This is a genomic window from Novosphingobium aeonii (assembly GCF_052279045.1).
In the GTDB taxonomy this organism is placed as follows: domain Bacteria; phylum Pseudomonadota; class Alphaproteobacteria; order Sphingomonadales; family Sphingomonadaceae; genus Novosphingobium.
In genome coordinates, this window is record NZ_CP176832.1 from 2,061,917 (window position 1) to 2,085,309 (window position 23,393).

The following is a 23,393-nucleotide window of genomic DNA, read 5'->3' on the forward strand; positions in this document are numbered from 1 at the left end:
ACGGCCCGCCATGCTGCGCATCCTCAAGCGAATCCTGCTGCTCGTCGGTCTCGTCGTCGTACTCGTGGGCGGTGTGCATCTCTACGCCGGCTGGCGCTTGCATGGCGCTCTGGTGGAAGCAGGCCTGTCGGACCGGGTGGCAAGCTGCATGACCCGGCGTATGGTCAAGCGGCTCAGCCTGCCGCAGCTCGTCCGGCTTCAGAACCTTCAGGGTGACAAGCCCACCATTGGCGCCTGGATCCGCGCGGTGAAGCTGGTCGATGACCGCAAGGTCATCCTCGTGACCACTTCGTCGGCGGCCTTGTGCAAGACCGGGCTTGCTCGGTAAGGGGGACGGGCGAGCAAGCCTGCTCCGGGAAAGATTTCAGCTTGACCCTTGCACCTTACGCTTCCGATCCGGCCCGTTCGCGTGGCCGAGAGTTTCCCATGGACACGGGCCTGCCGCGCGGTCAGCGCAGCCCCTACCAGCGCGACCGGGACCGGATCGTGCATTCGATTGCGTTCCGCCGCCTGCGCTACAAGACCCAGGTCTTCATCGCGCCAGACGGCGATCACTACCGGGTGCGCCTGACGCATAGCCTCGAAGTGGCGCAAGTCGCCCGCGTGATCGCCCGTATCCTCGGTCTCGACGAGGACCTGACCGAAGCGCTCGCGCTGGCCCACGATATCGGCCATCCCCCCTTCGGCCATGCCGGTGAGGAAGCGCTCGACGCGGCGCTCCACAAGGCGGGCGGGTTCGACCACAACGCCAATTGCCTGCGCACGCTGATGCGGATCGAAAGCCCCTATTGCGAGCATGACGGGCTGAACCTGACCTGGGAAACGCTCGAAGGCCTTGCCAAGCACAACGGGCCGGTCACCGAACCGAACTGGGCGCTGGCCGAGCTGGATGGCGCCTACGGCCTCGAACTGGGCACTTACGCATCGCTCGAAGCGCAAGTCGCGGCCCTGTCGGACGATATCGCCTATGACAACCACGATATCGACGACGGGCTGCGCGCAGGCTTCCTCGATCTCGACGAACTGTTGGCCCACCCCTTTATCGTGCCGCGCTGGAACGAGGTGGAGCGCCGCTATCCGGGCGTGCCGCGCGATCGCCAACTCGCCGAGCTGATCCGCAGCCAGATCGGCTTCATGGTCAACGATCTGCTGGCCGAAACGCAGCAGCGGCTAGTCGGCATCGAGAGCGTGGACGAGGTGCGCGCCGCGGGCCGCCAACTCGTCGCGTTTTCGAGCGAGGTCGAGGAGGGGGAGCGCGAGTTCAAGCGCTTCATGTACGAGAAGCTCTACTATCATCCCGAGCAGCTTGAAACCGCCCGTCGCGCCCGTGCGCTGCTGGCGGAGCTCTATTCTGCCTACTCGCAGGAGCCGGTGCTGATGGAGGAGAGCTGGATCGACGGCCTGCCGCGCCACGAACCTGCCCGCAGCCGCCACATCGCCGATTATATCGCGGGCATGACTGACCGCTATGCCATCTCGTGCCATGCCCAGATCTACGGCAGCACCCCGGAAGGGCTGCGCAATGTCTGATGCGATTTCGGCGGCGCGGCGGATCTGCCTCGTCGGCGCCAGCGGACTGGTGGGTTCGGCGGTCATCGAGGAGAGCGTCCGGCGGCCTGAGGTGCGTATCATCGGTGTCGCCCGGCGTGAGGTGCCGCTGCCGGATGGCGCGCGGCTGGAAATCCTCGTGGGAGAAACCGCCAACTGGCCGGTGCTGATCGCCGCAGCCCATGCGGACGTGTTCGTCTGCGCACTGGGCACCACGCGCAAGGCGGCCGGTAGCGACGAAGCCTTTCGCGCGGTAGACCACGATCTCGTGCTGGAAGCCGCCGCCGCCGCCCGCGGGGCCGGTATCCACCGCATGATCCTAGTTTCCTCGGTGGGCGCGGATGCCGAAAGTTCCAACCTCTATCTGCGTACCAAGGGCGAGGTCGAGGCCGCGCTCGGCAAGCTCGGTTTCGCGCGGCTGGATATCCTCCAACCGGGCCTGCTGCGCGGTCGGCGCGAAGAGGATCGGCCGCTGGAGAAAGCCGGGCAGGTGGTTGCGCCGATCGCGGACCTGCTGGTGTTTCATGCAAGACTGCGCCGGTTCCGCTCGATCGCGGCAGTGCGGCTGGCGCAAGTCATCCTCGCGCTCAGCGGTGAGCAGGCGCCCGGAACGTTCGTCCACGAGCACGATTCCATGGCCGATATCCTGAGTCGGCAGCAGTCCTGAGCCGGTTATTCCGACTACTGGTGGAAATTGTGATGCAGTGCAGCGCGATTGCGTTGACTTGCGCGCGGCGCTCAACCAAGTGACCAAATATCGCTGACAGCGCGGGAGAGACCTGCCGATTCGCATTTGCGAAGAAGCAGGCGCCGAAGGAGCAACCGCCCCGGAATCTCTCAGGCAAAAGGACCGCGCAGCGTCGATAGCGAGACTCTGGAAAGTGTCGCTGCCCTCATCGGGCAGAGGCCGCCGACGGTGTAACTTCGGGTTTGTCCTCAGGGGCGGGTCGAGGGAAGCTCTCAGGTTTCCGTGACAGAGGGGGCACCTGAAATGGTGTACCGAACTGTGCGGAGTCATGTCTTGAGCGAATATCCGATTTCCGATTCCGATCAGGAAGAAGCACCCCCGGCGCCGCTGCTGCTGCCGCTTGACGGCTGGCACCGTGAGCGTGGCGGCCGCATGGTCGAATTCGCCGGTTACATCATGCCCGTTCAGTACGAGGGCATCATGGCCGAGCATCTCTGGACCCGCGAGAGCGCCGGGCTGTTCGACGTCAGCCACATGGGCCAGCTCTACATCTCCGGCGAAGGCGTGGAAGCGGCGCTCGAAACGGCGCTTCCCATCGATCTGTCGACCCTGAAGACCGGTTCGGTGCGCTATTCGCTGCTGCTCGACGAGAACGGCGGCATCCTCGATGACCTCATGGTCACGCGCTGGGAAACCGGGTTCTACCTCGTCGTGAACGGCGCGACCAAGTGGGACGATATCGGCACGCTGCGCGAACTGCTACCGGACGACGTCACTCTCAATCACCTTGATGACAGCGCCCTGCTGGCGCTCCAGGGCCCCAAGGCCGCGGAAGCGCTTGAGCGTCTGGTGCCCGGGGTTTCCGCATTGACCTTCATGAAGGGCGGCGCGTTCAAGCTGGGCGGCGTCGATGCCTGGATCAGCCGCTCGGGCTACACCGGCGAAGACGGGTTCGAGATCGCGATCCCCGGCGAATCCGCCGCGATGATCGCCGAGCTGCTGTGCGGAGAGCCGGAAGTGAAGCCGATCGGCCTTGGTGCGCGCGATTCGCTGCGCCTCGAAGCCGGCCTGCCGCTCTATGGCCATGACATGGACCCGGAACGCGGCCCGGTCGAAGCCGGCCTCGCTTTCGGCATCAACAAGCGCCGCCGCCTCGAAGGCGGCTTCCCCGGTGCCGAGCGCGTCCAGCGCGACTTTGCGCAAGGCACCGCGCAGAAGCGCATCGGCCTCAAGCTCGAAGGCCGGCAGGCGGCGCGTGAAGGCGCCAAGGTTTTCCATGGAGAACAGGAGGTTGGAGTGGTAACTTCGGGCGGTTTCTCGCCTTCGCTCCAGCATCCCGTCGCCATGGCCTATGTCGATGCGGCAGTGGCCGCTGACGGCACGGCCCTTTCGATCGAAATCCGGGGCAAGAAGCTCGACGCAACGGTCGCAGCCATGCCCTTCGTCCCCAATCGCTATCACCGCTGAGGAAACTACCCATGACCCGTTATTTCTCGCAGGAACACGAGTGGCTTGAAGTCGAGGGCGACCTCGGCACTGTCGGCATCACCGATTACGCACAGGGCCAGCTTGGCGACATCACCTTCGTGGAGCTGCCCGAAGCTGGCGCTGCGTTCGGCAAGGGCGATTCCGTTGCCGTGGTGGATTCGGTAAAGGCCGCCTCGGACGTCTACACCCCGGTTTCGGGCACGATTGCCGAAGCTAACGCCGCGCTGACCGATGAGCCGGAACTGGTCAACACCGACGCCGAAGTGGGCGGCTGGCTGTTCCGCATCACCCTCTCGGACGCTTCGGAACTCGACGCGCTCATGGATGAGGCCGCGTATCAGAAGTACGTCGAAAGCCTCTGATCCAAATATAGAAATACGGAGTATCGCCGCTTGCGCTACCTGCCCCTGACCCCCGCCGATCGCGCCGAGATGCTCGGCGTCATCGGTGCCGACACGGTGGACGACCTGTTCGTCGACGTGCCCGCCGAGGCCCGGCTTTCCGGCCCCATCGCGGGGCTGCCGCTCCGCGCCAGTGAAATGGCCGTCGAACGGCACATGTCCGCGCTTGCGGCGAAGAACCTCTCGGCCTGTTCGGCCCCGTTCTTCCTCGGCGCCGGTGCCTATCGCCACCATGTTCCGGCCTCGGTCGATCACCTGATCCAGCGCGGCGAGTTCCTCACCGCCTACACGCCTTACCAGCCGGAAATCGCGCAGGGCACGCTTCAGGTGCTGTTCGAGTTCCAGACCCAGGTGGCGCGCCTGTTCGGCACCGACATCGCCAATGCCTCGATGTACGACGGTTCGACCGCGTGCTGGGAGGCGATCCTGATGGCCGCGCGCGTCACCCGCAAGGATCGCGCCGTGCTCTCGGGCGGCCTGCACCCGCATTACGGCGAAGTGGTGCGCACCATGGCGAAATTCACCGAGGACGATATCGTCTCCCTCTCGCCCGAACTGGTGGCAGAGGCGGACGACGCGGCGGTGATCGCGGCGATCGACGACAAGACCTCCTGCGTCGTCGTCCAGTACCCTGACATCCTCGGGCGCATCCCCGATCTCGCTGCGATCGCCGAGGCAGCCCATGCCAAGGGGGCGCTCCTGGTGGCCGTCGTCACCGAGCCGGTTGCGCTCGGCATGATCGAGGCGCCCGGCGTGCTGGGTGCGGATATCGTCGTGGGCGAGGGCCAGTCGCTGGGCGTGGGTCTCCAGTTCGGCGGGCCTTACCTCGGCCTGTTCGGCTGCCGCGAGAAGTTCGTGCGCCAGATGCCGGGCCGTCTTTGCGGGCAGACCGTGGACGCTGAGGGCAAGCGCGGCTTCGTGCTGACGCTCTCTACCCGCGAGCAGCATATCCGCCGCGAAAAGGCCACGAGCAATATCTGCACGAATTCAGGGCTTTGTGCGCTGGCTTTCAGTATTCATCTCACGCTTCTGGGCGGTGATGGACTGGCCCGGCTCGCTGCGGTCAATCACGATCGCACCCAGGCGCTCGTCGAACGGCTCACGGCTGTTCCCGGCGTGACGCTGCTGAATGATGCCTATTTCAACGAAGTCACGCTGGTCCTGCCGCGCGATGCGCGCGAAGTCGTGCGTGAACTGGCGGACCGCAAGGTGCTGGGCGGCGTGTCGCTCGGGCGCCTGTTCCCCGAGGCGAGCGAACTGCATAACGGCCTGCTCGTCACCGCGACGGAAACCGTCACGGACGAGGATATCGAGACCTTCGCCAAGGAACTGGAAGGAGTGCTGGCATGAGCGCGGTAAACGCAGCGGGCTGGCGTCCGTCCATGGGTGAGACGGGCGATTCCGGTGAGAAATTCGTAACGTCGTCAGGCGATTATGGCCTGATGCTGGAGGAGGCACTGAGCTTCGAACTCGGCGCCGAAGGCAAGTGCGGGGTCGATCTCGACACGCCCGCCCGTGCACCGGCAGCGGGGCTTTCCCGGTTTCTGCGCAAGGCCGCGCCCGCCCTGCCGGGCCTGACCGAGCCGGAGACGGTGCGCCACTACACGCGCCTCTCGCGCCAGAACTACGCCATCGACCTCGGGCCGTTCCCGCTCGGTTCGTGCACGATGAAGCACAACCCGCGGCTCAACGAGAAGATGGCCCGCCTGCCGGGCTTCTCCGATGTCCATCCGCTCCAGCCGCAGAAGTCGGTCGAAGGTGCGCTTGAGGTTATCGAGCAACTGGCGGACTGGCTCATCACGCTGACCGGCATGGCCTCGGTGGCGATGAGCCCGAAGGCCGGTGCCCACGGCGAGCTTTGCGGGCTGCTCTGCATCCGCGCCGCGCTCGATGCGCGGGGCGAGAAGCGCGACGTCGTGCTGGTGCCGGAGAGCGCCCATGGCACCAACCCGGCGACCGCTGCGTTCGCCGGCTTCAAGGTCCAGTCGATCCCGGCGACCCCCGAAGGCCGCGTCGATCTCGATGCGCTCAAGGCGAAGCTGGGACCGAACGTCGCGGGCGTGATGATTACCAATCCCAACACCTGCGGCCTGTTCGAGCCGGAGATGAAGGCGATCGGCGATGCTGTTCATGCGGCGGGCGGCTACGTCTATTGCGACGGTGCGAACTTCAACGCCATCGTCGGCAAGGTGCGCCCCGGCGACCTCGGCGTCGATGCCATGCACATCAACCTGCACAAGACCTTCTCCACCCCGCACGGCGGCGGCGGACCTGGTGCAGGGCCGGTGGTGCTGTCCGAAGCGCTGGCGCCTTTCGCGCCGCTGCCGTTTGTCACGCGCGGTGATGATGGCCGTGTCCACCTCGTCGAGGAGGAGAACGCGGGCGAGGGCCATGCGCAGGCGTTCGGCCGCATGGTCGCCTTCCACGGCCAGATGGGCATGTTCACCCGCGCGCTGACCTATATCCTCAGCCACGGCGCGGACGGTCTGCGCCAGGTTGCCGAGGATGCGGTGCTCAACGCCAACTACGTCCTGCGTTCGTGCGAGGACCTGCTGCCGGCACCTTTCGCCAAGAGCGGCCCGTGCATGCACGAGGCGCTGTTCAGCGACGCCGGTCTGGCAGAGGGCTTCTCCACGCTGGACATCGCCAAGGGCCTGATCGACGAGGGCTTCCACCCGATGACGGTCTACTTCCCGCTGGTGGTGAAGGGCGCGATGCTGGTCGAGCCGACCGAGACCGAGAGCAAGGCCGGGCTCGACCGCTTCATCGGTTCGCTGCGCAGTCTTGCCCAGCGCGCCAAGGACGGCGACCAGAGCCTGCACAGCGCACCGCACTTCGCACCGCGCCGCCGGCTTGACGAAACGCTCGCGGCGCGCAAGCCTGTGCTCGTATGGCAGGGCCAGCCGGGTGTGCCGGCAACGCCCTCGCTCAGCGAGATCGGGGGAAGTTGACGATATGGGGGGGAGCGGGTTTGCGGCCTGGTTGCCGTTGCTGATTTTCGTCGGGGTAATGGCCTGGCGTTTCCGCAGCCTCGAAAAGGCGAGGCCGCTCCGTCTTCCCCTCCTTTGGGTCGCGCCGCTGATCGTTTCGGCGGCGGTATCCCTCGCGCTCTACGGCATGCCGCCGAGCATTCTGGGCTGGCTGGCGCTGCTTGCCGGCTTTGCGGTCGGCGGCGGCATCGGCATGCAGCGCTCGCGCCTCATGCGCCTTCATGTCGAGGGGGAGGGCGACGAGGCCCGCGTCATGATGCGCCAATCACCGCTGGCGCTAGTGCTCGTGCTCGCGGTGTTCGCCGTGCGGCGGCTGATCCTGCCGGGCGGAATGGGCGTTCAGGGTGATCCTCATGCCGCCAACGCTCTGCTCATGACCGATGCCATGCTGGGTTTCGTGCTGGGCATGGTGGTAGTGAGCCGCCTGATCCTGTGGCAGCGTGCGCGCTCGATGGTGGCGGATCACATCACCGATAGCTGAGGGCGGGCAGGCATAAGAACAAGGGCTCCTGCTTCACGGCGCGAGAGAACCGAAGGCTGCGGCGCGAAATGGACCATCCATTTCGCGCCGCAGCCGTTTCAGGTTGCGCGATCCACCGAATTCGCGGCAGATTCGAGATCCTGTCCGACGCCGCGCACGGTATTGCAGGCCGCCGCGCCGAGCACGAGGCCCGATACCGCCAGCGCCAGAACCGCTTTCCTGATCATGACTGCGTAATCCTTCCTGTAGCGGCGAGCGAAATGGTCGCCGCTTTTCGGCGCTAATCCATCGGGATTGCGAGGGGAAGGGGTCTGCAGTCAGTCTTGTCAGCGGTTGATGGCGTCATCCCCGGCCTTGCCGACCGATTCGATGTCCTGGCCAGCGCCCTTCACGGTGTTGCAGGCTGCTGCGGAGAAGACGATGCCTCCGGCGACAAGCGCGAGAACGAGTTTCTTGACCATTGTCGGTTTCCTTTTCCTGGAGGTCCCGGCGTTTTCTGCCGGGATCGAAGGACGCAACTCGTGGCCGTGCGTGCGGTTCCCGCCGATCACCTTGCGGTAGGCACGGTTTCCTCGATCGCGCTTTCGTCCAGCGACGAGGTCGGCGAAATTCGCTTCGAAAGATAGTGTTCGCGCCAGGTGATGATGAGCCCGGCGGCGATGATGAGCGGCGCGCCGAGCCAGGTGGAGGCAGGCGGCAGGTCGCCGAAGATGGTGTAGCCATAGGCCGTCGCCCAGATCAGCGCGGTATAGTCCATGACCACGACGGTGGCCACCGCTCCATGGCGAAGTGCTGCGGTGATAAGGAGCTGGGCAAGGGTGCCCGCCAGCCCCACCGCCACAAGCAGCAGCCAGACGCGGGGCTCGTGGGACTGACCGTAGAACGGCAGAAGCACGGCTGCGAAAAGCGAACCGAAGAAGGCGAACCAGAACACGCAGGCGATGGGTGCCTCTGTCCGTGCGAGGTCGCGGATCTGGAAGCTGACCACGGCGACGATCACTCCGGCGCCGAGCCCGGCGGCCAACCCTGCGAGAGGAAGCGCCCCGGTTTCCCCACCGGGGCGGGTGATGACGAGAACTCCCGCGAAACCGAGCACGACCGCCAGCCATCGCCATGGCCCCACTTTGTCGCGCAGGACGATCGCGGTGATGAGCACGGCGAAGAGCGGCGCCGTGAAGCCGAGTGTCGTGCCCACCGGCAATGGCAGCAGCATGGCGGCGGTGACGTTGCAGACGAGGCCGAGCGTGCCCGAGGTCGCCCTGAAGGCATGGGAGGAGACCCGGCGGGTCTTCAACTGGCCGATCCGGCCGGTCGCCAGCAGCCACCCGGCGATGAGCGGCACTGACATGGCCTGCCGCCAGAACACCATCTCGGCTGCAGATACGCCGTGGCGACCGGCCAGCTTGACGAGCATGAACATCGTCGAGAGCATGACCATCGCCATCAGCCGCAAGCCAAGTGCGAGAAGGGGGCGATCCTGACGGGATGGGGCGGCGTTCACCGGCCGGGCTTTAACTTCCTCGCGGAAGTAGGCAAGGGCGCTCCATGAACGATTCCGACAAGATCATGGCCGCCGTGGGCGGTGTCGCCGCGCTGTTCGCGGTCATCGCCTGGATCGGCGACCGCCGCCGGATGAAGCGCCGCGATCTCGACCGCGTGGGCTTCATGCCGTGGACCACGGTGTTCTTCTTCGCGCTGATGCTGGCCGTCCTGCTGCTCGGCGTGGCCGGACGGGACTGGTTCGCCGGGTAGAACGGAAGCGCCCCGCTCTCGTGTAGCCGCGCGGGGCAAGCGATCATCGCGATGTTTAGCCCATCGAAGGGAGCGCTTTCCCACTGCAGGCAAAGCTGTCCTATGTTCGGGGATCAAGAACACCCCTTCTCGCCGCCGCCGCGCCTGCCATGTCCGTTTACCGGCCTTAGTGCCTGTCCGGCCGCGATCCCGTGCCGATGGCTGGACGCCCGCGCGGCAGGCGGCGTTCTCGGGGCGCGCCGGAAATCCGCTGCGCGCGCGCCGCGTGGGGATGACGCGCGAGACTGCCTATCGGCTGCGGCCGCGGCCCGGCCCGGATGTGCCGCCAGCCCGCCGGGCCGCAGCGAAGGCGATCCGGCGCGGCGGGTTTCGTACCCGGTCCGGTATCAACCAGATGTCAGAGGCAGGCTTCGAGGTAGGCCTGGTCAAAGCCGAACTGGCGGGCCTTCTCGAGCGTATAGGGACGCAGGCCCGATGGGCGGAATTCGCCGATGATCTTGCCGTCGTCGGTCTCGTCGAGATACTCGAACTTGAAGAGTTCCTGCGTGACGATGACATCGCCTTCCATGCCGATCACTTCGGTGATGTTGGTGGTGCGGCGCGAACCGTCGCGCAGGCGCTTCACCTGAACGATGATGTCCACCGACTCGGCGATCTGGCGGCTGATGGCTTCCTTGGGGATCTTGATGTCGCCCATCAGGATCATGTTTTCCATACGGCCAAGGCATTCGCGCGGGGAGTTGGCGTGGAGCGTGCACATCGAACCGTCGTGGCCGGTGTTCATCGCGGCGAGCAGGTCGAAGCATTCGGCGCCGCGGATTTCGCCGAGGATGATGCGGTCAGGCCGCATACGCAGGGCGTTCTTCACAAGGTCGCCGATGGTGATAGCGCCCTGGCCTTCGAGGTTCGGCGGGCGGGTTTCCAGCGGCAGCCAGTGGGGCTGTTGCAGGCGAAGTTCGGCGGCGTCCTCGATGGTCAGCACGCGCTCGCCCGGGTCGATCATCTTGGACAGGGCGTTCAGCATCGTCGTCTTGCCCGAACCCGTACCGCCGGAGATGACGATGTTCATGCGGCAGGCGCCGGCGATCTTGAGGGCGGTGGCCATCTTCTCGCTCATCGACCCGAAGTCCTTGAGCATGTCGATGGTGATCGGCTTCTCGGAGAACTTGCGGATCGAGATCGCGGTGCCGCGCAAGCTGAGCGGCGGCACGATCACGTTGACGCGGCTGCCGTCCTTGAGGCGGGCGTCGGCCAGCGGGGTGGTCTGGTCGACGCGGCGGCCGACCTGATTGACGATGCGCTGGGCGATCTGGAACAAGTGCTGTTCGTCGCGGAACTTGGTCGACGCGAGCTGGAGCTTGCCCTTTTTCTCGATGTAGGTCTGGTTCGGGCCGTTGACCATGATGTCCGACACGTCGGGGTCGTTCAGCAGCTCTTCCAGCGGGCCGAAGCCAAGCAGTTCGTCAATCAGCACTTTCTCCAGCGCGAATTGCTCGCGGCGGTTGAAGGTGATCTTGAGCTCGGCCAGCACCTCGATGATGATCGGGCGAAATTCCTCGGACAGCTCATCCTTGGTCAGCGTGGCGGCCGCCTCGGGGTCGACGCGTTCGAGCAGGCGGGGAAGCACCTGCTCCTTGATCTTGTGGATGGAGGCTTCGAAACCGTTCTGGTCGGACTGGTTGTCGTGAACCGCATTGGCGCGGTCGGCCAGGCGAGACATGGCGTCATCGCGGGAATTCGCGGGCGAGGGGGCGTCTATCCCCGGTACCGGCGGGAACGGTTCGCCGCCAGGCATCGGCACGTTGCCGGGCATCGGCGATTTCTCGGCGCCCCCTTTCAGCGGCTTGGCCACGCCGAATGCCGGCCGGGCGCCCTGACCCATGCCGCCGATGCCGTTACGCCGCCCGAATGCCGTCATTGTCTCGTCAACCCTTTCAACGCCCCGGCTCTCGTCCGGCGCGATGTCCCGCGATAAGCGAAGGATTAAGGTTGAAACTTTGATAACTTCCTAATGGCGGCAGGTTGCCGCATCGGTGCAAAGGGTGGAGAAAGGAGCAAAATGTCTCAGGCGGGCGCGGTGCAGGGTTCGGTTTGCTGGCTGTGCCAACGGCCGCTGGGCCGCAGGACGGAGTGGCATCATCCGATCCCGCGAAGCCGAGGCGGGCGAGAAACCGTGCCGCTCCACCCGATATGCCACCGCACGATCCATGCGACCTTCAGCAATGCCGAACTTGCACGCCTGCCGGCCGATCCCGCAGCCCTCTCACGAGACCCGGCCATCGCGCGCTTCCTGCGATGGATAGCGGGGAAGCCCGCCGATTTCCACGCACCGACCCGGAAGCGTCAACCTTGAATTAAGCAAAGTTTCACCGATTGAAACCTAGGTAGTCTGTCAGAAGAGCACGGGGCGGAAAAGCGAGATTGCAATGAGAATTCCGGCCCATCAATGGCCTTGGCGCTGGTGCCTTTACTGGCTGCTGCTGCCGAACATCATCGTGATCGTGATGTGGCCGATCGGCGGGCCGCCGATGGGGCGTCCGATCTTCGTTGCCGGCCTGCTCGCGCTCGCTTTCTCGCAGATGCGCTCGCTCCTGCTTCGCCGGATGGCGGTGGCCGTGCTCGGGCTCGGGATCACGTTCGAATATATCGTGAACTCGTTCAACCTCGAAGCGATGCGCATCGATGCCGCCTCGGAGTTCCTGAAGAATGCCAAGCCGCTGGCGTCGGCGGAATATCTTGCCGGTCTCGTCATTCTTTGCGCAACCCTTGCACTGGCAGTTCGCGGGGCGGGACGGGTCCAGCATTTCGCCAGGCCGTCAAACTGGATTTTTGCGATCTGTGCCATCCTCGGCATGATGCAGATCGATGCCGTCGCGACCGTCGCCACCAGTAATACCTACAAAGGACTGCCGCCGGAAGGGACGCCTTTCGCATCCGGTGTCGAGAGTGGCGGCGTGGCTCAACCCGGCCCGGCCAGACGGCATCTCGTGGTGATCGTCGTGGAAGCGCTCGGCATTCCGACGTTCGAGGAAGGGAAGCGGCTGTTCGCTGCAGACTGGGATCGGCCAGCGTGGCGTGGCAGGTACGAAGTGGCAAGCGGCAAGGTTGCCTACTTCGGCTCGACTACCAATGGGGAGATAAGGGAGCTTTGCGGCGCATTCGCGAATTTCGACGGGTTCGATTTCGCTCATGCGGATTGCCTGCCCCGTCGCTATTCAAAAGCCGGATACGACACTCTCGCGATCCATGCCTTCGAGGGCGGCTTCTTCGAAAGGAGGGCGTGGTGGCCGCAAGCAGGGTTCGCCCGAACCGAATTCGCGCCGGACCTGGTTCGCGGCGGTGCCCGCAAATGTGGCGGGATGTGGCCCGGCGCCTGCGACGTGGATATCGCGGCGCAGATCGGCCAGCGGCTCAAGTCGGCAAGTCGGCCGCAGTTCATCTATTGGGTGACCCTCAATTCCCACATTCCCGTGCTTGCAGGGGCGACACCGGGGCTGGCCGGCTGCGAGGATGGTGCGGCACCGCTCGCTCATGCGTCGCTGCTTCAGTGCCGCCTGTTTCAGGCGCATCACGACATCGCGGAAGCCATTTCGGCGCTGGCGATGGACCCGGCGCTGCCTCCTACTGATTTTCTCATCGTCGGAGACCACATGCCGCCGTTCATGCGCCGCAACGAGCGGCTCGACTTCGACGGTTACAATGTTCCCTGGATCGTCCTTCGCAACCGGCCTGCCTGACAATCGAAAGGGCGAAGCAGGGCCGTAAAACGACGAAAGCGCCGAACCGCGATGTGCGGTCCGGCGCTTTCAGTATCGTCCAACCGGACGGTAGATCAGACCCCGACGTGCTCCGCGAGCACGGTCAGGCCCTTGTCGCCCACTTCGGCGAAACCGCCGGTGATGCGGATCTCTTCCGGTGCGGCGTTCTCGGTCTTGTAGACCTTGAGCGCGCCATCGGCGATCGTCGACATGAAGGGTGCATGACCCTCCAGCACGCCGAACTCGCCTTCGGTGCCGGGGACGACCACCATGTGGACGTCTTCCGAGCGGACGAGCTTGGCCGGCGTGACGAGTTCGAAGTGCAGTGCCATGACTGATTACGCCTCTTCGGCCAGCTTCTTGGCCTTGGCGACCGCTTCCTCGATGCCGCCGACCATGTAGAAGGCTGCTTCGGGAAGGTGATCGTATTCGCCTTCGACGACGGCCTTGAACGACTTCACGGTGTCTTCGAGCTGGACGAACTTGCCCGAGATGCCGGTGAAGACTTCCGCGACGTGGAACGGCTGCGAAAGGAACTTCTGGATCTTGCGGGCGCGGGCGACGGTGAGCTTATCTTCTTCCGAAAGCTCGTCCATGCCCAGGATCGCGATGATGTCCTGAAGCGACTTGTACTTCTGCAGGGTTTCCTGAACCTTGCGGGCGGTCTCGTAGTGCTCGGCGCCGACGACGCGGGGCTCAAGAACGCGCGAGGTCGAGTCGAGCGGGTCGACGGCCGGGTAGATACCCAGTTCCGAGATGGCGCGGTTCAGCGTGGTCGTCGCGTCAAGGTGAGCGAACGATGCAGCCGGAGCCGGGTCGGTAAGGTCGTCCGCAGGGACGTAGATCGCCTGGACCGAGGTGATCGAACCCTTGGTGGTCGAGGTGATGCGTTCTTGCAGCTGGCCCATGTCGGTGGCGAGGGTCGGCTGATAGCCCACTGCCGAAGGAATACGGCCGAGCAGAGCCGACACTTCCGCGCCTGCCTGGGTGAAGCGGAAGATGTTGTCGACGAAGAACAGGACGTCCTGGCCTTCCTGGTCGCGGAAGTACTCGGCCATGGTCAGGCCCGAGAGGGCGACGCGGGCACGGGCGCCCGGGGGCTCGTTCATCTGGCCGAACACGAGCGCAACCTTGGAACCTTCCGAGGTGGCGTTGCCTTCGGCGTCCTTGGCGATAACGCCGGCGTCGAGGAACTCGTGGTAAAGGTCGTTACCTTCACGGGTACGTTCACCGACGCCCGCGAAGACCGAGACGCCGCCGTGGCCCTTGGCGATGTTGTTGATCAGTTCCTGAATGAGAACCGTCTTGCCCACGCCGGCGCCGCCGAACAGGCCGATCTTGCCGCCCTTGGCGTAAGGCGCGAGAAGGTCGATGACCTTGATGCCGGTGACCAGGATCGCCGCTTCGGTCGACTGGTCGACGAACGGCGGGGCTTCGGCGTGAATCGGGGCGAACATGTCCGAACCGACGGGGCCACGCTCGTCGATCGGATCGCCGACGACGTTCATGATGCGGCCGAGGGTCTTCGGGCCGACCGGCACCGAGATCTGGGCGCCGGTGCTGATCACGTCCTGACCGCGGGTCAGGCCGTCGGTGCCGTCCATGGCGATGGTGCGGACGGTATTCTCGCCAAGGTGCTGGGCAACTTCAAGGACCAGCTTCTGGCCGTTGTTGCTGGTTTCCAGCGCGGAGAGAATTGCCGGCAGCTCACCTTCGAAGGTGACGTCGACGACGGCGCCAATGATCTGGCTGATCTTGCCGGTGGCGGTTTGGTTTAGCACGGGGGCGGTGGCCATTTTGGTTTCCTTGCCTGCGATGTCTTAGAGCGCTTCCGCGCCCGCGATAATTTCAACGAGTTCAGTCGTGATCGCGGCCTGACGGCTGCGGTTGTACTGGATGGTCAGCTTCTTGATCAGGTCGCCCGCATTGCGCGTCGCGTTGTCCATGGCCGTCATCGACGCGCCCTGTTCCGACGCGGCGTTTTCCAGCAGGGCGCCGAAGAGCTGCGTGCGCAGGTAGCGCGGCAGCAGCGCGGCGAGGATCTCTTCCTCCTCCGGCTCATACTCGGTCACCGCATCCGCGCCGGCGGTCGCAACGACGGCCTTGGGAGCGGGAACGGGGATGATCTGCTGGTCGGTCGGTTCCTGAACGAGCGCCGAGCGGAACTTCGAGTAGAACAGGTGCGCCACGTCGAACTTGCCGGCCTCATAGAGGGCGACCAGTTCGTTGGCGATGCGCTCGGCTTCGTCGAAACCGGGATCGCGTACGTCCGTGGTATCGAACAGGTGTGCGATCTGCTTCGGGAATTCGCGGCGCAGCGGCGCACGGCCTTTGCGACCCACCAGATAGAACAGGACGGTCTTGCCCTGGGCTTCCAGTTCCTTTGCCTTGACGCGGGCGGCCTTGACGATGTTCGAGTTGAACGCGCCGCAAAGGCCCTTGTCCGAGTTCGCGACGACGAGCAGGTGCACCTTGTCGCTACCGGTGCCGGCGAGCAGCCGGGGGCTGTTCTCGCTGACCGTGATCTTGCTCGCGAGCGAGCCCATCACCTCGGCCAGACGCGCGGCGTAGGGACGCGCGGACTCCGCGGCGGCCTGCGCCTTGCGCAGCTTGGCCGCGGCGACCATCTGCTTGGCCTTGGTGATCTTCTGGGTCGATTTGACCGAGTTGATGCGGCCCTTGAGTTCCTTGAGCGAAGCCACTCGTTGTTCCTCGTTTCGTCATCCTGGACCATGGGCCGGGACCGCTGGCAGCGTCATGCGACCCTGCCGGCAGTCCCGGCTTTCGCCGGGATGGCGGTTGTACTTACGCGAACTGCTTGGCGAAGGCGTCGAGCGCAGCCTTGGTCTTGCTCTTCGCTTCGTCGCCGAAGTCCTTGGTCGTGCGGATCAGCGCGAGGACGTCGGCATGCTGCTCGTGCATGAAGTCGAGCATTTCGGCTTCGTACTCGGTGACCTTCGAAACCGGCAGGCTGTCGAGATAGCCGTTGGTGCCGGCGAAGATCGACACGGTCTGCTCTTCGAACGCAAGCGGCGAGAACTGCTTCTGCTTGAGCAGTTCGGTCAGGCGCGCACCGCGGTTGAGGAGCTTCTGGGTCGAAGCGTCGAGGTCCGAGCCGAACTGCGCGAAGGCCGCCATTTCACGGTACTGCGCCAGTTCCAGCTTGATCGAGCCGGCAACCTTCTTCATCGCCTTGGTCTGGGCTGCACCGCCGACGCGCGACACCGACAGACCCACGTTGATGGCCGGACGGATGCCCTGGTAGAACAGGCCGGTTTCAAGGAAGATCTGGCCGTCGGTGATCGAGATCACGTTGGTCGGAATGTAGGCCGAAACGTCGCCAGCCTGGGTTTCGATGATCGGCAGCGCGGTGAGCGAGCCTGCACCGTTTTCCTCGTTCATCTTCGCAGCGCGCTCAAGCAGGCGGCTGTGGAGATAGAACACGTCGCCGGGATAGGCTTCGCGGCCCGGCGGGCGGCGCAGCAGCAGCGACATCTGGCGATAGGCGACGGCCTGCTTGGAAAGGTCGTCATACACGATCACGGCGTGCATGCCGTTGTCGCGGAAGAACTCGCCCATGGCGGCGCCGGTGTAGGGCGCCAGGTACTGAAGCGGAGCCGGTTCCGAAGCGGTCGCGGCGATCACGATGGAGTATTCCATCGCGCCGTTTTCTTCGAGCTGGCGAACGATCTGCGCGACGGTCGAGCGCTTTTGGCCGACAGCGACGTAGATGCAGTAAAGCTTCTTGGACTCGTCGTCGCCCTTGTTCGCTTCCTTCTGGTTGATGAAGGTGTCGATGGCGACGGCGGTCTTGCCGGTCTGGCGGTCACCGATGATCAGCTCGCGCTGGCCGCGGCCGACGGGGACGAGGGCGTCGATCGCCTTCAGGCCGGTCTGCACGGGTTCGTGCACCGACTTGCGCGGGATGATGCCCGGCGCCTTGGCTTCCACGCGGGCGCGCTTGTCAGCGATGATCGGGCCCTTGCCGTCGATCGGGTTGCCGAGAGCGTCCACCACGCGGCCGAGCAGGCCCTTGCCGACGGGAACGTCGACGATGGTGTTAGTGCGCTTGACGCTGTCGCCTTCCTTGATTTCGGCGTCCGAGCCGAAGATCACGACACCGACGTTGTCGGCTTCGAGGTTGAGCGCCATGCCCTGAACGCCGTTGGCGAATTCGACCATTTCGCCGGCCTGGACCTTGTCGAGGCCGTGGATGCGGGCGATGCCGTCACCGACCGACAGAACCGAGCCGACTTCGGAAACCTGGGCTTCGGTGCCGAAGCTGGCGATCTGGTCCTTGATGACCTTCGAGATTTCTGCTGCGCGGATATCCATTGTTCTGCCTTTCTTAGCCCTTCATGGCCTGGGCGAGCGAATTGAGACGGGTGCGGATCGAGCTGTCGATGCGCTTGGACCCGATGGTGACCACAAGACCGCCAAGCAGGTCTGGGTCGACGTTGGTCCGGACCTTGACCTTGCGGCCTTCGCGCAGTTCCAGCTTCTGGCGCAGCTGTTCGACCTGCTGGTCGTTCAGGGCGTGGGCAGAACTGACTTCGGCGGTCGCCTCGCCGCGCTGGGCGGCGGCGATCGCTACGAAGGCACGGATGATTTCGGGCAGGGCGGAGAGGCGGCGATTGGCCGCGAGCACGCCCACGAAGTTCTTGGTCAGAGGTGCGAGGCCGAGCACGTCGGCGACGGCTTCGATAGCCTTGCCGGCAGCCTTGCGGCTGACTTCGGGGTTGCGAATCAACTCGGCGAGATCGCGGCTTTCGCTGATCGCCAGGCCGATCTTCTCGAGGTCGGATTCGACCGTCGTTACGGTGCCGTTCTCGCTGGCAAGATCAAACAGCGCCGAAGCGTAGCGTCCTTGCAAGCTGGCCTTGATGCCGCCGGAATTCTCCACGCGTGTCCTATCCTTACATCGGGTGGGCTGGGGCACTTTGGGGCGCACGACAATGACGTGCCCCCCGGCCCGCAGACGGGGCGCGCATAGCGACGATAGTGTTACGATGCAAGCTGCCGCAGGCGCGATTGAGACAATGCTTGGGAAAGCGCTTTAAAAGCAAGGGGCGGGAAGTAACAGGATCGCGGGTGCGGCAAGGTCGGGACAAACGATCCTGCGGAGTTTCCCATGACCTGTCGAATCATCGAATTGCCTGTGCTGCAATTCCAGCCCTTATTCGGGATGGATCCCGCGGAATTGGCCAGACACGAAGCGCAGCGTATGACTGCCGATGGACAACCGGCTCATCGCTGCCGCGTCAGAAGGGACGACGCCGGGTTGATCGAGAGCCCGGTGCCGCTCGATTGCGGGAGGCACGATGACGCTAATCCCTATCGTACCGCTTGCACGATATATATTCCGGAGGACGTGCCGGAAGGTGAGCGCTTCGTCGCCCGCTCGCGGTGGCTGCGTGGTTTGCGCGGATGTTTCTCTGCGCGGATCGAGGGTCATGGAGGCCAACAATGAAGTTCGAGGACATCGGCGTGACTGAGGCAGGCATTACGGACGAGCGGGCATGGCAGGCGGTGCTCGAACGGGATCGCAGCTTCGACGGGCGCTTCGTTACGGGTGTGCTTTCGACGGGTATCTATTGCCGGCCGTCCTGTTCGGCCCGGCATCCCCGGCGAGAGAACGTTCGGTTCTTCGCGCAGGTTGGCGAAGCGGAGTGTTCAGGCTTGAGGGCTTGTCTGCGCTGCCGCCCCAACGACGTGTCGCGCGATGAGGAGGCCGTTGCGCATGCGCTGCGGATATTGGATGCGGATGAAGTCTCACCGCGTCTTTCGGAACTGGCCGAAGCGGTGGGATACAGTGCCACCCATTTCCAGCGCGTGTTCAAGCGCTCCGTCGGCCTTTCTCCCTCGGAATATCTGCGCGTACGCCGAGTTGAGCGTGCCGGTGATGCCATGAGTGGAGGCGCCAGTGTGACCGAGGCGATCTACGAGGCGGGGTTCGGCGCGAGTTCGCGGTTCTATCAAGCCAGCGAGGGCAGATTGGGCATGACCCCATCGGCCTGGCGAAACGGTGGGCGAGGCGTGACGATTCATTGGGCCGTGGTTCAGACCAGTCTGGGGCGGATGCTTGTTGCCGCGACCGGAAAAGGCGTGTGCCGTCTCTCGTTCGATGAAGGAGGCGAGGAATTGGCCGGGCGGTTCCCCCATGCGCAGCTCGTCGAGGGGGGTAACGAATTCGAGAGCCTGCTGGAAAAGGTCGTCGCGGCAGTGGAGCAGCCGGGCCAGTCTCGCGCGATACCATTGGACGTGCAGGGGACCGCATTTCAGGAGGCGGTGTGGCGCGAGTTGCAACGTATTCCTGCCGGTGAGACCCGGAGTTACGCGCAGATCGCGGCGGCGGTGGGAAAGCCGGGCGCGGTGCGTGCAGCAGGTTCGGCCAATGGCGCGAACAAGGTTGCAGTGCTCATCCCGTGCCACCGCGTCATCAGGGCAGATGGTTCTATCGGCGGCTATGCCTATGGCGAGGCGATCAAGCGAGAACTGTTGAAGCGGGAACGGGGCTGAACCGCTGGGCTCATACGAACGAGTATGGATCGATGTCGATGTTTACCCTGACGCTGCGCGGGAATTGAAGCGGCTCCAGCCACTCGCGCAGCATCTTCTGCAATTCGGCGGATCGCCGGGCGTTGATGAGCAGGCGGAAACGGTGACGTCCGCGCAGCAGTGAAAGCGGCGCGGGAGCCGGGCCGAGCACCAGCATGTCGGGATGGTTGGGCGCGGTACCGCCGATGGCGCGAGCGGCTGCCTGCGCTTCGGACTGGTCTTCGGAAGACACGATGATCGCTGCCCAGCGGCCGAACGGCGGGGCGCCGGCGTCTCGGCGGGCGTCTGTTTCCGCGGCGTAGAACGCGTCTCGGTCTCCGGCGGCAAGGGCGGCTATAACGGAGGCTTCGGGATGGCGGGTCTGGATCAGCACCTCGCCCGGCTTGTCGCCGCGTCCCGCGCGACCGGCCACCTGAGCGACTTGCTGATAGGTCCGCTCGGCAGCGCGCAAGTCGCCACCTTCAAGGCCGAGATCGGCATCGACCACGCCCACCAGCGTAAGGTCGGGGAAGTGATAGCCCTTGGTGACAAGCTGCGTTCCGACGATCACGTCGATCGCCTTGCCCTCTGCCTTGGCGACGAATTCACCGACGGCCTCGGCCGTATTCATCGTGTCCGACGTGACCAGCGCCACCCGTGCCTCGGGCAGGATTTCCGCTACCTCGTCGGCAATGCGTTCGACGCCGGGCCCGCAGGCGACGAGGCAGTCGCCCGTGCCGCATTCGGGGCAGGCGTCGGGAACCGGCACTTCGTGGCCGCAGTGATGGCAGGCTAGGCGCCCGGAGAAGCGGTGTTCCACCAGCCAGGCCGTGCAGTTCGGGCATTGGAACCGATAACCGCAGTGGCGGCAAAGCGTCAGCGGCGCATAGCCCCGGCGGTTGAGGAACAGCAGCGACTGTTCGCCCTTCGCCAGCCGCTTCTTCATCTCCTCGACGAGGCGGGGAGCAAGCCATTTGCCGCGCTCCGGCGCTTCCTGCCGGAGGTCGAGGATCTGGATATCGGGCAGTTGCGCGCCGCCGAAACGGGCCGGCAGGTCGACCTTGCGATAGACCCCCGCTTCCGCAAGCTGCATCGATTCGAGGGCGGGGGTGGCGCTGGCGAGAACCACCGGAATACCCTCGAACTTGGAGCGCATCACCGCCACGTCGCGTGCGTTGTAGCGCACGCCGTCATCCTGCTTGAACGAGACTTCGTGTGCTTCATCCACCACGATGAGGCCCAGTCGGGCATAGGGTAGAAACAGGGCAGAACGTGCCCCTACGACCACCTGAGCGTCACCAAGGACGATGGAACGCCACGCCCGCCGCCGTTCGCTGGACTTGAGCGAGGAATGCCAAAGCAGCGGAGGGACACCGAAACGATGTTCGAAGCGGCGGAGGAAATTTTCAGTGAGAGCGATCTCGGGAAGCAGCACCAGGACCTGTCGCCCGAGACGCAGGGCTTCGGCCACCGCCTCGAAATAGGTTTCCGTCTTGCCCGAGCCGGTGACGCCGTCGAGCAGGAAGGGGGCGAACTTGTGCGTGCGCACGGCTTCTACGAATATGTCGGCCGCAGCCTGTTGGCCGTCGGACAGTTTCGGTTCGGCGAACTCGGGCAGGGCCCGCGGATAGGGGCGGTCCAGATCGACCACGACGGGCTCCAGCAATCCCGCGCCGACCATCCCGCGCAGCACGCCTTCGGAGACGGATGCCAGTTCCGCAAGTTCCTTGATCGAGCCCTGCTCGCCCTGCAGGGCATCGAGAGCGGCGGCGCGCTGGGGGGTCAGGCGGGCGGGTTCATGCCCCGTCAGCCGGTATTCGGTGGTCGTGCCTCCGCCGCGCAGCGCTGCCATGCTGCCGAGTGCCATGCGCGCGACCGAGGAGAGCGAGGCACAATAGTAATCCGCCGTCCATTCGATCAATCGGCGCAGTCGTTCGGGAAGCGGGGGTACGGGCAGCACTTCGAGAAGTGGACGCAGTTTGGATTCAGGCACTTCCTGCGTGCTCAGGCGTTCCGGCTCCCAGACGATCCCGAGGACCTGCCTTGGCCCGAGGGGCGCGATCACCACGGCGCCGAATTCTATCGCCATGCCTTCGGGGACGCGGTAGTCGAGGACGCCCAGCGCGGCGTTGAAGACGAGGATTCGGACGCGTTTCATGTGGGTTGCATATAGGCACTGGTTGCACGGGGCGTGAAGGAGTTGATGATGGTGAACTGGGGAACAGGGGAAAACGGACTGTCCGAGGGCGAGAATTCGCGCCCTGCCGACTGGAGCCGCCGGGGCGTGCTGGTCGGTATGCTCGCCACCGGCGTGCTGATGCTGCCCGGCTGCTCGACGCTTGGTGGAAGCAGCTCCGCCGGCGCAGATCCGGTGCGCCGCCTCATGCGCTATTCGTCGGAGCGCGCATTCACCTGGCTCGGCCAGCCGGAAGGTTTCTGGACCAGCCCGGTTGCGCGCCTGCCGCTTCCGCTTCTGTTCAGCCGTCCCGGCCGCACCAACAGCGGGGTGCTGAAGTCGAAGGCCTTCCGTGACAAGCTGCAATATCAGCTCAATCTTTTCGCGGCGCCGGGCGCCCGCGCTGCCGGGCCGGTGGCGCTCAAGGCCGTTCAGGATATTCCCGTCCGCGAACCCGCCGAAATCCTCAGCGGAGGCAATACTGCGGCGACGACGTTCCTTCGTCGGAACATGGGCCCGGCTCTCGTCAACGCCATGATCCCCGAGATCGAGCGTGCCATGCGCGAAGCCCAGGATCCGACGCTGAACCAGGCGATCGCCGCGCTCAAGGGCGTGACGATCCAGGATGCCGCCCATGCTCTCGCACTCGATGCAGATAACGGCATCTGGTACGAAGTCGGCGCAGCCGAAGCGGCTATCCGGCAAAATCCGGGGGAAACCAATGACGCAGCGCTGATCGGCGCGCTGAAGCAGGGCTGATTCGCCGGAGCAGCGGGGCCAGGGTGGCGCAGAACGCCGCGCATCCCTATAGGGAGCGCCAGAATCGACGGGCGCGTTAGACTCGCCCGTCGCAGCCCCGCATCCACAGGAACCGCGCCATGAAGTTCTTCGTCGACACCGCCGACACCAACGACATCGCCGATCTGGCCGCCACCGGCCTGCTCGACGGCGTCACCACCAACCCTTCGCTGATCGCCAAGTCCGGCCGCGACTTCCTGGAAGTCACCAAGGAAATCTGCGGCCTGGTCGACGGACCGGTCAGTGCCGAAGTCGTCGCGCTCGACCATGAAGGCATGATGCGCGAGGCCGAAATCCTCCGCAAGATCGCAGACAACGTCTGCATCAAGGTGCCGCTGACGATCGACGGCCTCAAGACCTGCAAGAAGCTGACCAGCGACGGCACGCTCGTGAACGTCACCCTCTGCTTCTCGGCCAACCAGGCTCTGCTCGCGGCCAAGGCCGGCGCCAGCTTCGTCTCGCCTTTCGTCGGCCGTCATGACGACAATGGCTTCGACGGCATGGACCTGATCCGCGACATCCGCCTGATCTATGACAACTACGCCTTCGACACCGAAATCCTCGCTGCTTCGATCCGCCACCCTGTCCACGTTCTCGAATGCGCCCGCATCGGCGCTGACGTGGCGACGATGCCGCCGGCAGTCATCAAGAACCTCGTGAAGCACGTGCTCACCGACAAGGGCATCGAAGGCTTCATGGCCGACTGGGCGAAGACCGGCCAGTCGCTCTGATCCTGCCGATCTGAACAGGAAGGGCATCATTCCGGGGCGAACTCG

24 protein-coding genes and 2 riboswitches are annotated in these 23,393 nt (G+C 64.9%); of the genes, 14 read left to right on the forward strand and 10 right to left on the reverse strand.

The window, feature by feature from the left end:
- The first annotated feature begins 10 nt into the window (after window positions 1–10).
- The 8 genes from ACLIMP_RS10070 (at window position 11) to ACLIMP_RS10105 (ending at window position 7,596) form a co-directional block, all read left to right on the forward strand.
- Entirely contained in the window at window positions 11–328 is a 318-nt protein-coding gene (locus tag ACLIMP_RS10070) for a hypothetical protein (RefSeq protein WP_324694818.1), read from the forward strand.
- A gap of 41 nt (window positions 329–369) precedes the next feature.
- The gene (locus ACLIMP_RS10075) at window positions 370–1,530 is read left to right on the forward strand and encodes a deoxyguanosinetriphosphate triphosphohydrolase (RefSeq protein WP_324694820.1); all 1,161 of its coding nucleotides are present in this window, start codon (window positions 370–372) and stop codon (window positions 1,528–1,530) included.
- Complete coding sequence (locus ACLIMP_RS10080; RefSeq protein ID WP_324694822.1) at window positions 1,523–2,215, forward strand: NAD(P)H-binding protein; 693 nt, start codon at window positions 1,523–1,525, stop codon at window positions 2,213–2,215. The genes ACLIMP_RS10075 and ACLIMP_RS10080 overlap by 8 nt, the downstream gene beginning before the upstream one ends.
- 92 nt (window positions 2,216–2,307) lie before the next feature.
- Window positions 2,308–2,411, forward strand: a riboswitch (glycine riboswitch).
- 1 nt (window position 2,412) lies between these two features.
- A riboswitch (glycine riboswitch) is annotated at window positions 2,413–2,535 on the forward strand.
- A gap of 34 nt (window positions 2,536–2,569) precedes the next feature.
- Window positions 2,570–3,703 (forward strand): glycine cleavage system aminomethyltransferase GcvT, encoded by a 1,134-nt coding sequence (gene gcvT / locus ACLIMP_RS10085; protein ID WP_292636667.1) that lies wholly within the window; start codon window positions 2,570–2,572, stop codon window positions 3,701–3,703.
- Window positions 3,704–3,714: 11 nt separating this feature from the next.
- Window positions 3,715–4,086 carry a glycine cleavage system protein GcvH gene (gene gcvH / locus ACLIMP_RS10090; RefSeq protein ID WP_054441594.1) on the forward strand — a complete coding sequence of 124 codons (372 nt, stop codon included), beginning with the start codon at window positions 3,715–3,717 and terminating at the stop codon, window positions 4,084–4,086.
- Between the two features lie 30 nt (window positions 4,087–4,116).
- Window positions 4,117–5,475: an aminomethyl-transferring glycine dehydrogenase subunit GcvPA gene (gene gcvPA, locus ACLIMP_RS10095; RefSeq protein WP_443477818.1), complete on the forward strand. Its 1,359-nt coding sequence runs from the start codon at window positions 4,117–4,119 to the stop codon at window positions 5,473–5,475.
- Window positions 5,472–7,076: an aminomethyl-transferring glycine dehydrogenase subunit GcvPB gene (gene gcvPB, locus ACLIMP_RS10100; RefSeq protein ID WP_324694828.1), complete on the forward strand. Its 1,605-nt coding sequence runs from the start codon at window positions 5,472–5,474 to the stop codon at window positions 7,074–7,076. Before gcvPA ends, gcvPB begins: the two co-directional genes overlap by 4 nt.
- 4 nt (window positions 7,077–7,080) lie before the next feature.
- Entirely contained in the window at window positions 7,081–7,596 is a 516-nt protein-coding gene (locus tag ACLIMP_RS10105) for a CcdC protein domain-containing protein (RefSeq protein WP_054441600.1), read from the forward strand.
- 98 nt (window positions 7,597–7,694) lie between these two features.
- On the opposite strand, the gene ACLIMP_RS10110 is transcribed toward ACLIMP_RS10105, so the two are convergent.
- From ACLIMP_RS10110 to ACLIMP_RS10120, 3 genes are all read right to left on the reverse strand, one after another.
- Window positions 7,695–7,823 (reverse strand): hypothetical protein, encoded by a 129-nt coding sequence (locus tag ACLIMP_RS10110; protein ID WP_292636669.1) that lies wholly within the window; start codon window positions 7,821–7,823, stop codon window positions 7,695–7,697.
- A 99-nt stretch (window positions 7,824–7,922) separates the two neighbouring features.
- On the reverse strand, window positions 7,923–8,057 hold the full coding sequence (locus ACLIMP_RS10115; RefSeq protein WP_054441740.1) for an entericidin A/B family lipoprotein: 135 nt from the start codon (window positions 8,055–8,057) through the stop codon (window positions 7,923–7,925).
- 86 nt (window positions 8,058–8,143) lie between these two features.
- Entirely contained in the window at window positions 8,144–9,097 is a 954-nt protein-coding gene (locus ACLIMP_RS10120) for a DMT family transporter (protein ID WP_324694835.1), read from the reverse strand.
- 44 nt (window positions 9,098–9,141) lie between these two features.
- On the opposite strand from ACLIMP_RS10120, the gene ACLIMP_RS10125 reads away from it, so the two are divergent.
- A complete protein-coding gene (locus tag ACLIMP_RS10125) occupies window positions 9,142–9,348 on the forward strand; it encodes a hypothetical protein (protein WP_054441604.1) in 207 nt (68 codons plus the stop codon).
- A gap of 397 nt (window positions 9,349–9,745) precedes the next feature.
- Here the strand turns inward: ACLIMP_RS10125 and ACLIMP_RS10130 are convergent, their stop codons facing one another.
- Window positions 9,746–11,266 (reverse strand): TadA family conjugal transfer-associated ATPase, encoded by a 1,521-nt coding sequence (locus tag ACLIMP_RS10130; RefSeq protein ID WP_185997517.1) that lies wholly within the window; start codon window positions 11,264–11,266, stop codon window positions 9,746–9,748.
- 141 nt (window positions 11,267–11,407) lie between these two features.
- Between ACLIMP_RS10130 and ACLIMP_RS10135 the strand changes: the two genes are divergently transcribed.
- The gene (locus ACLIMP_RS10135; RefSeq protein WP_292636670.1) at window positions 11,408–11,701 is read left to right on the forward strand and encodes an HNH endonuclease; all 294 of its coding nucleotides are present in this window, start codon (window positions 11,408–11,410) and stop codon (window positions 11,699–11,701) included.
- A gap of 73 nt (window positions 11,702–11,774) precedes the next feature.
- Window positions 11,775–13,085: a sulfatase-like hydrolase/transferase gene (locus tag ACLIMP_RS10140; protein WP_443477819.1), complete on the forward strand. Its 1,311-nt coding sequence runs from the start codon at window positions 11,775–11,777 to the stop codon at window positions 13,083–13,085.
- 95 nt (window positions 13,086–13,180) lie between these two features.
- Here ACLIMP_RS10140 and ACLIMP_RS10145 read toward each other — a convergent pair whose 3' ends face one another.
- From ACLIMP_RS10145 to ACLIMP_RS10165, 5 genes are all read right to left on the reverse strand, one after another.
- Entirely contained in the window at window positions 13,181–13,438 is a 258-nt protein-coding gene (locus ACLIMP_RS10145) for an ATP synthase F1 subunit epsilon (RefSeq protein WP_054441608.1), read from the reverse strand.
- A gap of 6 nt (window positions 13,439–13,444) precedes the next feature.
- Entirely contained in the window at window positions 13,445–14,902 is a 1,458-nt protein-coding gene (atpD, locus tag ACLIMP_RS10150) for a F0F1 ATP synthase subunit beta (protein ID WP_054441611.1), read from the reverse strand.
- A gap of 24 nt (window positions 14,903–14,926) precedes the next feature.
- The gene (locus tag ACLIMP_RS10155) at window positions 14,927–15,808 is read right to left on the reverse strand and encodes a F0F1 ATP synthase subunit gamma (protein WP_185997515.1); all 882 of its coding nucleotides are present in this window, start codon (window positions 15,806–15,808) and stop codon (window positions 14,927–14,929) included.
- A gap of 103 nt (window positions 15,809–15,911) precedes the next feature.
- The gene (gene atpA, locus ACLIMP_RS10160) at window positions 15,912–17,441 is read right to left on the reverse strand and encodes a F0F1 ATP synthase subunit alpha (RefSeq protein ID WP_132468757.1); all 1,530 of its coding nucleotides are present in this window, start codon (window positions 17,439–17,441) and stop codon (window positions 15,912–15,914) included.
- A gap of 13 nt (window positions 17,442–17,454) precedes the next feature.
- On the reverse strand, window positions 17,455–18,009 hold the full coding sequence (locus tag ACLIMP_RS10165; RefSeq protein WP_054441615.1) for a F0F1 ATP synthase subunit delta: 555 nt from the start codon (window positions 18,007–18,009) through the stop codon (window positions 17,455–17,457).
- A 563-nt stretch (window positions 18,010–18,572) separates the two neighbouring features.
- Between ACLIMP_RS10165 and ada the strand changes: the two genes are divergently transcribed.
- Entirely contained in the window at window positions 18,573–19,625 is a 1,053-nt protein-coding gene (gene ada / locus ACLIMP_RS10170) for a bifunctional DNA-binding transcriptional regulator/O6-methylguanine-DNA methyltransferase Ada (RefSeq protein WP_443477820.1), read from the forward strand.
- Between the two features lie 10 nt (window positions 19,626–19,635).
- Here ada and ACLIMP_RS10175 read toward each other — a convergent pair whose 3' ends face one another.
- Window positions 19,636–21,801: a primosomal protein N' gene (locus ACLIMP_RS10175; protein WP_054441623.1), complete on the reverse strand. Its 2,166-nt coding sequence runs from the start codon at window positions 21,799–21,801 to the stop codon at window positions 19,636–19,638.
- A gap of 33 nt (window positions 21,802–21,834) precedes the next feature.
- Here ACLIMP_RS10175 and ACLIMP_RS10180 point away from each other — a divergent pair, with 33 nt between their 5' ends.
- Together ACLIMP_RS10180 and fsa are read left to right on the forward strand one after the other, a co-directional pair.
- The gene (locus ACLIMP_RS10180; protein WP_443477821.1) at window positions 21,835–22,578 is read left to right on the forward strand and encodes a DUF4197 family protein; all 744 of its coding nucleotides are present in this window, start codon (window positions 21,835–21,837) and stop codon (window positions 22,576–22,578) included.
- Between the two features lie 119 nt (window positions 22,579–22,697).
- Window positions 22,698–23,348, forward strand: a complete 651-nt coding sequence (fsa, locus tag ACLIMP_RS10185; protein ID WP_132468758.1) for a fructose-6-phosphate aldolase — start codon at window positions 22,698–22,700, stop codon at window positions 23,346–23,348.
- Window positions 23,349–23,393: the final 45 nt, after the last annotated feature.

Coding starts and splice junctions, on each gene's coding strand:
- ACLIMP_RS10070 (WP_324694818.1), top strand. CDS start 11: ATGCTGCGCATCCTCAAGCGAATCCTGCTGCTCGTCGGTCTCGTCGTC.
- ACLIMP_RS10080 (WP_324694822.1), top strand. CDS start 1,523: ATGTCTGATGCGATTTCGGCGGCGCGGCGGATCTGCCTCGTCGGCGCC.
- gcvH (WP_054441594.1), top strand. CDS start 3,715: ATGACCCGTTATTTCTCGCAGGAACACGAGTGGCTTGAAGTCGAGGGC.
- gcvPB (WP_324694828.1), top strand. CDS start 5,472: ATGAGCGCGGTAAACGCAGCGGGCTGGCGTCCGTCCATGGGTGAGACG.
- ACLIMP_RS10105 (WP_054441600.1), top strand. CDS start 7,081: ATGGGGGGGAGCGGGTTTGCGGCCTGGTTGCCGTTGCTGATTTTCGTC.
- ACLIMP_RS10110 (WP_292636669.1), bottom strand. CDS start 7,823: ATGATCAGGAAAGCGGTTCTGGCGCTGGCGGTATCGGGCCTCGTGCTC.
- ACLIMP_RS10115 (WP_054441740.1), bottom strand. CDS start 8,057: ATGGTCAAGAAACTCGTTCTCGCGCTTGTCGCCGGAGGCATCGTCTTC.
- ACLIMP_RS10125 (WP_054441604.1), top strand. CDS start 9,142: ATGAACGATTCCGACAAGATCATGGCCGCCGTGGGCGGTGTCGCCGCG.
- ACLIMP_RS10130 (WP_185997517.1), bottom strand. CDS start 11,266: ATGACGGCATTCGGGCGGCGTAACGGCATCGGCGGCATGGGTCAGGGC.
- ACLIMP_RS10135 (WP_292636670.1), top strand. CDS start 11,408: ATGTCTCAGGCGGGCGCGGTGCAGGGTTCGGTTTGCTGGCTGTGCCAA.
- ACLIMP_RS10140 (WP_443477819.1), top strand. CDS start 11,775: ATGAGAATTCCGGCCCATCAATGGCCTTGGCGCTGGTGCCTTTACTGG.
- ACLIMP_RS10145 (WP_054441608.1), bottom strand. CDS start 13,438: ATGGCACTGCACTTCGAACTCGTCACGCCGGCCAAGCTCGTCCGCTCG.
- atpD (WP_054441611.1), bottom strand. CDS start 14,902: ATGGCCACCGCCCCCGTGCTAAACCAAACCGCCACCGGCAAGATCAGC.
- atpA (WP_132468757.1), bottom strand. CDS start 17,441: ATGGATATCCGCGCAGCAGAAATCTCGAAGGTCATCAAGGACCAGATC.
- ada (WP_443477820.1), top strand. CDS start 18,573: ATGAAGTTCGAGGACATCGGCGTGACTGAGGCAGGCATTACGGACGAG.
- ACLIMP_RS10175 (WP_054441623.1), bottom strand. CDS start 21,801: ATGAAACGCGTCCGAATCCTCGTCTTCAACGCCGCGCTGGGCGTCCTC.
- fsa (WP_132468758.1), top strand. CDS start 22,698: ATGAAGTTCTTCGTCGACACCGCCGACACCAACGACATCGCCGATCTG.